The sequence below is a fragment of the Streptomyces phyllanthi genome (genome assembly GCF_009377205.1).
GTDB lineage: Bacteria > Actinomycetota > Actinomycetes > Streptomycetales > Streptomycetaceae > Streptomyces > Streptomyces phyllanthi.
Genome location: NZ_VJZE01000525.1, coordinates 1 through 5,962 on the forward strand (window position 1 = coordinate 1; position 5,962 = coordinate 5,962).

Below are 5,962 nucleotides of genomic sequence, written 5' to 3' on the forward strand. Positions count from 1 at the left end.
CAAGCCGGAAGTATGCCTCCCGCTCCTGGACCAGCTTCCTGGGTCCCTGCGGCCTCCGGTCCTCCCGGATCTTGAAGTCCATTGCCACCCCTGAACTGGGGTGTTGCAACGACCACTAGAACCTAAGGGGTCCGCGGGGCCCTCTCCGTCAGCCTGTTCCGTACGTCAGTCGGAGAGGCGCTCGCCCGTGGAGGTCGAGAACACGTGGGTCTCGCCGGAGCGCGGGACGATGTGCAGCGTGCTGCCCTTCTCCGGGACGTCACGGCCGCTGACGCGGACGACGAGGTCCTTGGAGTCGTCGCCGCCGACCTTGGCGGTGCCGTAGACGTACGCGTCGGCGCCCAGCTCCTCGACCACGTTCACGGTGACCGCGAGACCCTGGTCCGAGTCGGGCCCGGCCACGTCGAAGTGCTCGGGGCGGACACCGACGGTGACGGTCTTGTCGGGGGCGGCGGAGAGCGCGTCGCGGTCGACCGGCACGACGGAGTTGCCGAACTTCACGCCGCCGTCGGTGATCGGCACCTCGACCAGGTTCATCGCCGGGGAGCCGATGAAGCCGGCCACGAAGAGGTTCGCCGGGCGGTCGTACATGTTGCGCGGGGTGTCGACCTGCTGGAGCAGACCGTCCTTGAGCACCGCCACGCGGTCGCCCATCGTCATGGCCTCGACCTGGTCGTGGGTGACGTACACCGTGGTGATGCCGAGACGGCGCTGGAGCGACGCGATCTGCGTACGGGTGGACACACGGAGCTTGGCGTCCAGGTTGGACAGCGGCTCGTCCATGAGGAACACCTGGGGCTCACGCACGATGGCACGGCCCATGGCGACACGCTGGCGCTGACCGCCGGAGAGGGCCTTCGGCTTGCGGGCGAGGTACTCGGTGAGGTCCAGGATCTTGGCCGCGTCCTCCACCTTCTGGCGGATCTCGGCCTTCGGCACACCCGCGATCTTGAGCGCGAAGCCCATGTTGTCGGCCACGGTCATGTGCGGGTACAGCGCGTAGTTCTGGAACACCATGGCGATGTCCCGGTCCTTCGGCGGCAGGTGCGTGACGTCGCGGTCACCGATGCGGATGGCGCCGGCGTTCACGTCCTCGAGTCCCGCGAGCATGCGGAGCGAGGTGGACTTTCCGCAGCCGGACGGGCCGACCAGGACGAGGAACTCCCCGTCCTCGATGTGGATGTCGAGCGCGTCGACGGCGGGCTTCTCGGTGCCCGGGTAGATCCGGGTCGCCTTGTCGAACGAGACTGTGGCCATGGGTCGTAGGCCCCCTTCACCGGCAGGAACGTGCCGGACGATCCGTTGTAAAGGTGGTGGTCCGCCGCGGGAACCTCGTGGCTTCCGCGGTGGTGTAGTCCACGGGAGTGAACTGGCACAGGACGGTACCTGGCGTTCACCTGGTCTGTCAGTAGCCCAGGCCCTGTGAACTTCGCGGAAATTTTCGACGGGGCCCGGCCGTGGGGTGGGTACACTGCACGGGCGTGCATGCGTGGCAGCGATGCGTACCCATGCGCGGGCCTCCTTAGCTCAGCTGGTCAGAGCGCCGCTCTTGTAAAGCGAAGGTCGTCGGTTCGAATCCGACAGGGGGCTCCCAGTCCAACGCCCCCGCAATCCGAGATCGCGGGGGCGTTGACGGTGGTTCTTGACGGCAGTCGCCCCATCGGCGCCGCTTCAGCAGTCGATCCCATGTCCAGCCCACGGGCGAGGCACAGGGCCCAGTTGGCGACTACCGGGTGCCGGCACGCTCACGCTGACGTCACCCGGCGCACGGTGGACGCGATCGGGGGCGCCTGTGGTCAGGTGCCTGGTGGTGGGTTCTCGACCTTCGCGCGGGATGTGGCTGCCGCTTCGTCGTCGCCGGCGCGGATGTAGGCGGTGGCGGACTGCTCCCATGCTTCCCGACCCCGGGACGGTTCGGCACCGGACGCGTTCAGGGTGGTCGCGAACTCGGCCCACGCTTCTCCGGCACGCGCCCAGTCTTCGACTTGGGTCAGCATCGCGATCGCAGTCTCCCCAGCTTTGATCGCCTCCGCGTATCGCTCCAGGTTCCGACAGGCGCTGCCGAGGTTGTTCCAGGCCATGGCTTGGCCGTGGGTGTCGTCGGTCTGCTGGTAGAGGTCGAGGGCGGTTTGGTGGGCGTCGTGCGCTTCGGTGTGGCGCTTGAGCTCTCCGAGTGCGATGCCGAGGCTGTTCCATGCCACGGCTTGGCCGTGGGCGTCGCTGGTCTGCTGGTAGAGGTCGAGGGCGGTTTGGTGGGCGTCGTGCGCTTCGGTGTGGCGCTTGAGCTCTCCGAGTTCGGTGCCGAGGTTGTTCCAGGCCATGGCTTTGCTGCGGGTGTCGCCGGTCTGCTGGTAGAGGTCGAGGGCGGTTTGGTGGGCGTCGTGCGCCTCGGTGTGCCGCTTGAGCTCTCCGAGTGCGATGCCGAGGCTGTTCCAGGCGTCGGCTTGGCCGTGGGTGTCGCCGGTCTGCTGGAAGATTCTGAGGGCGGTTTGGTGGGCGTCGAGTGCCTCCGTGTGGCGCCCGAGCTCCTCAAGAGCGCTGCCGAGGTTGTTCCAGGCGCCGGCCAGGTTCAAAGCGTCACCGAGTACCTGGCAGGCTTCCAGTGCATGGGCGCGGACGGTCACCGCATCCTGAAGTCGTCGTCGCCAATCCAGGTAGCGGCCGAGGGCGAATCCCAGGTCCAGGGCTGTCTGGGTACGGGCGTGGGCGTGGGTGGTGGCGAGGAGGTTCTCGCGTTCGGCGTCAAACCACGCCAGAGCCTGCTCCCGTGAGGCGAACAGCGTCGACACGGCGCCGCCGGGCGGCCGGAGGTGGGTGTCGGCTGCTTCGGCGTGGCGGACGTAGTGGTCGGTGAGTCGGCTGCGGGCCTGTTCGTAGCGCCGGCGCGGAACTCGGTCACGGTCCATGGTGACGCGGGCCTGTTCCTGGGCGTGGACGCGCAGGAGGTCGTGCATGGACCAGCGGTCGCGCGCCTGGCTGTTCTGGGCGAGCAGACGCGCCTGGACGAGTTGCCGCAGCAGTGGTGTGATCTTGTCGACGGGCTGGCCGGTGAGGGCCGCGGCGGCGGGGGTGGAGATGTCCGGGCCGAGGTGGAGACCCAGGAGGCGGTAGAGGTCGGCCTGCTGGTGGGTGAGCCGGGTGAGACATTCGTCGAAGACGGCGCGCAGGTTGCGTTCGCCGTCGTCGAGGCCGCCCAGGCGGGTGCCGGCGTCGGTGAGCATCCGCACCCGCTCGGACAGCGGCTGGCCTGGGTCGTCGGCGAGGAGCGCGGCGGCGATCTGCAGCGCCAGGGGCAAGTAGCCGCAGAGCGCGGCGAGTTCCTCCGCGGCCGCGGGCTCGTCCTCGACCCGCCGGTCGTCGGGGTCGGCGACCTCCAGCCGCTGGTGCAGGAGGTCGACGGCGGCATCCGGCTGGAGAGGATGGAGGTTGAACAGGCGGGCGCCGACCCCGGGCAGGGTATGCCGGGAGGTCACCAGCACCGCATGGTGACGGGCCGGCAGCAGCGGCCGGACCTGGTCCGAGGTCGAGGCGTTGTCCGCCAGGATCAGAACCCGCTGCTCCTCCCGTGCCAGAGCGTCGAGTTGGGACCGGTAGAGCCCCTCCCGCTCGTCCAGCGTGGGCGGGATGTGTTCCGCCGCGACACCAAGGGCTCGCAGCAGCGCCTCCAGCGCGTCCTCCGGCGGGACAGGAGTCGGGTCGTAGCCGCGCAGGTTCACCGTCTGCACCCCGGTGAACCAGCCCTTGCCGAGCGCGGCATGCCCCACGGCATGGGCGAGTGTGGTCTTGCCCACGCCCGGCAGCCCGGCGACCGACCCGACAGCCGCACCCGAACTGCTCCCGGGGGCGAGCATGGTCAGGATCCGCGCGATCTCGTCCTCGCGTCCGGTGAACTCCTGCGGCAACCCTGGTAGAGAGTTCAGCGCGGTCGGCACCGCCGCGTACGCCTGCACGTTGATCTTCGTGGTCTGCGTCCCGCTACCGAGCACCTGACTGCGCTCGAACGACGCCCCCGCGAAACTGCTACCGGTGCGTTGTCCCTGCCCGGGACGCTTGCCCTTCTTCCCGCCGCTCTTGCGCTTGCCGGACGTCTTCCTCGCCCCCATGCCTGCCGCCCGTACCGTTACCAGTTGATCGTGTTGTTCTGCGTGCCGCTGCCGAGAACCTGGCTGCCGGTGAATGTCGCGTTGCTGAAGTCGATGTTCTTGATCTGCACCGGGGCCTGGGCGTGCGCCTGCTGGACCAGAGCCTGCAGCTCAGCGGCAACCTGTTGCCGCTCCTCCTCTGGGAGTTGCTCAAGGAGCATCTCCAGACGGGTCTGCCAGCGGGTCACCAAGACGGTCTGCACCCGCTCCGCCCCAGCGCCGTCACCAGCCGACTCCAGCTCGGCCCGGGTCTGATCGAGCCGCTCGAGCTCGGCACGCTCCCGCCCCGACTCGCCGCGGCCAAGGATCCGCGCGACACCGCTGCGGATCCCAGCCCACGCATCCGTCCCCGCCGCCTGCACGATCGCCCCGCCACCAGCCGCCGCCACCGCGATCAGTCCCTCGACCAACACGACAACACCCCCACGCATCAGCGGACAAGAAGCCCAGCATAGGACGAGACCCTCACCCGATCAGCCGAAAGACCAACCCCGCGCGCGCCTGCCACGACGCCGGCAGCCGAGGAGCCACCAGGCAACGGCAACGAGGACGCACCCCGGGCCGGAAGCCCCGCCCGCCTCACCGGCGATGCTGGTCAGCAGACCGTACTGTGCCTCCAGCCGGCCCTTGTCTCCAGGCGCCGCAGGCCGGACCGGCGTGTTTGTCCGCCACCGGTTCACGCACCCCGAGCGAGGCCCGTACAGCACGCCCGATCCGGCCACCTTCCACGGCGGTGACGGGCGCGGCTCCACGGACGGTCCGACGCTGTCCGGCTGAGCGTCTGTGCAGGTACGGGTCGCGTCGGCCCGCCCCGGGGGGCTCCGCGGCTGCCTTCGACTTCCGTGTCGCTCGACGTGTCCCGCGGCGTACGGGTTCAGGACGGGTCGGTGTGCCGGACAGAACCTGAAGTCGTTCGTCACCGTCATGCGGGGTGAGCGGCGCCCGCGGTCCCAGGTCCGGGGGCGGGCGCCGGGACGGACACGGATACACGAGGGCAGAGGAAGTCGTGGTGCACAGCAGTTCGACCCAGAGCGCGGCCGCGGAGGCGGTGCGGCCCGAGAGCACGCGGGTCCCGGTGGTGGTCCACGCACAGGACCCCATCTCCCGCGCCGGAGCGGTCAGTCAGCTCCGGCAGCACGTGGAGCTCCGTCTCGTCGACGAGGCGGAGGCGGTACCGGGCGCGGTGACGGTACTGGTCGCCGAGACGCTGGACGAGTTGACGCGGTCGCGGCTGCGCAGACTTGTACGCAAGGACGGAACCCGTCCGGTACTGGTCGTGGGGACGATCCGCGAGAGCGATCTGCTCGACCTCGTGGAGTGCGGTGTCGGTGCCGTCGTCTGGCGCCACGAGGCCACTCCTCACCGGCTGTTACGGGCCGTGCTCGCCGCCTCGCGCGGGGACGGGGACCTCCCCGCGGACCTGCTCGGCCGGCTGATCAGCCAGGTCGGGACGCTGCGGCGCACCGCGACGGAGCCCGGTACGCCCGCGCTGAAACTGGCGCCGCGCGAACTGGACGTGCTGCGGCTCGTCGCCGACGGGCTGGACACCGCGGAGATCGCGGGCAGGCTGTCGTACTCCGAACGCACCGTCAAGAACGTCGTGCACGGCCTCACCACCAGGCTGCATCTGCGCAACCGGGCGCACGCCGTGGCCTACGCCCTTCGGGAGGGCTACATCTGAGGGCTGCGTCTGAGGGCTGCATCCGGGCGCGCGGAGGGCCGGGGAGTGTATGGGGCCGGTGGAGGCGCGGAGGGCCGGTGGGGGTGCCGGCCCTCCGCGGTTCATTGGCCCACTCGGTTCGTGTGGCGGGTGGGGGTGG

Annotated in this window: 4 protein-coding genes and 1 tRNA gene; 2 read left to right on the forward strand and 3 right to left on the reverse strand. The window is 69.9% G+C overall.

Annotated elements, in window-relative coordinates; all coding sequences use genetic code 11:
• Positions 1-165: 165 nt before the first annotated feature.
• A complete protein-coding gene (locus FNH04_RS39920; RefSeq protein WP_152791012.1) occupies positions 166-1,257 on the reverse strand; it encodes an ABC transporter ATP-binding protein in 1,092 nt (363 codons plus the stop codon).
• Between the two features lie 259 nt (positions 1,258-1,516).
• On the opposite strand from FNH04_RS39920, the gene FNH04_RS39925 reads away from it, so the two are divergent.
• Positions 1,517-1,590, forward strand: a tRNA-Thr gene (locus FNH04_RS39925).
• A gap of 206 nt (positions 1,591-1,796) precedes the next feature.
• Here FNH04_RS39925 and FNH04_RS39930 read toward each other — a convergent pair.
• On the reverse strand, positions 1,797-4,103 hold the full coding sequence (locus tag FNH04_RS39930) for a tetratricopeptide repeat protein (protein WP_152791014.1): 2,307 nt from the start codon (positions 4,101-4,103) through the stop codon (positions 1,797-1,799).
• A gap of 17 nt (positions 4,104-4,120) precedes the next feature.
• Complete coding sequence (locus FNH04_RS39935) at positions 4,121-4,555, reverse strand: hypothetical protein (protein ID WP_152791015.1); 435 nt, start codon at positions 4,553-4,555, stop codon at positions 4,121-4,123.
• A 593-nt stretch (positions 4,556-5,148) separates the two neighbouring features.
• Between FNH04_RS39935 and FNH04_RS39940 the strand changes: the two genes are divergently transcribed.
• Complete coding sequence (locus FNH04_RS39940; protein WP_386574693.1) at positions 5,149-5,823, forward strand: helix-turn-helix transcriptional regulator; 675 nt, start codon at positions 5,149-5,151, stop codon at positions 5,821-5,823.
• The last annotated feature ends 139 nt before the right edge of the window (positions 5,824-5,962 follow it).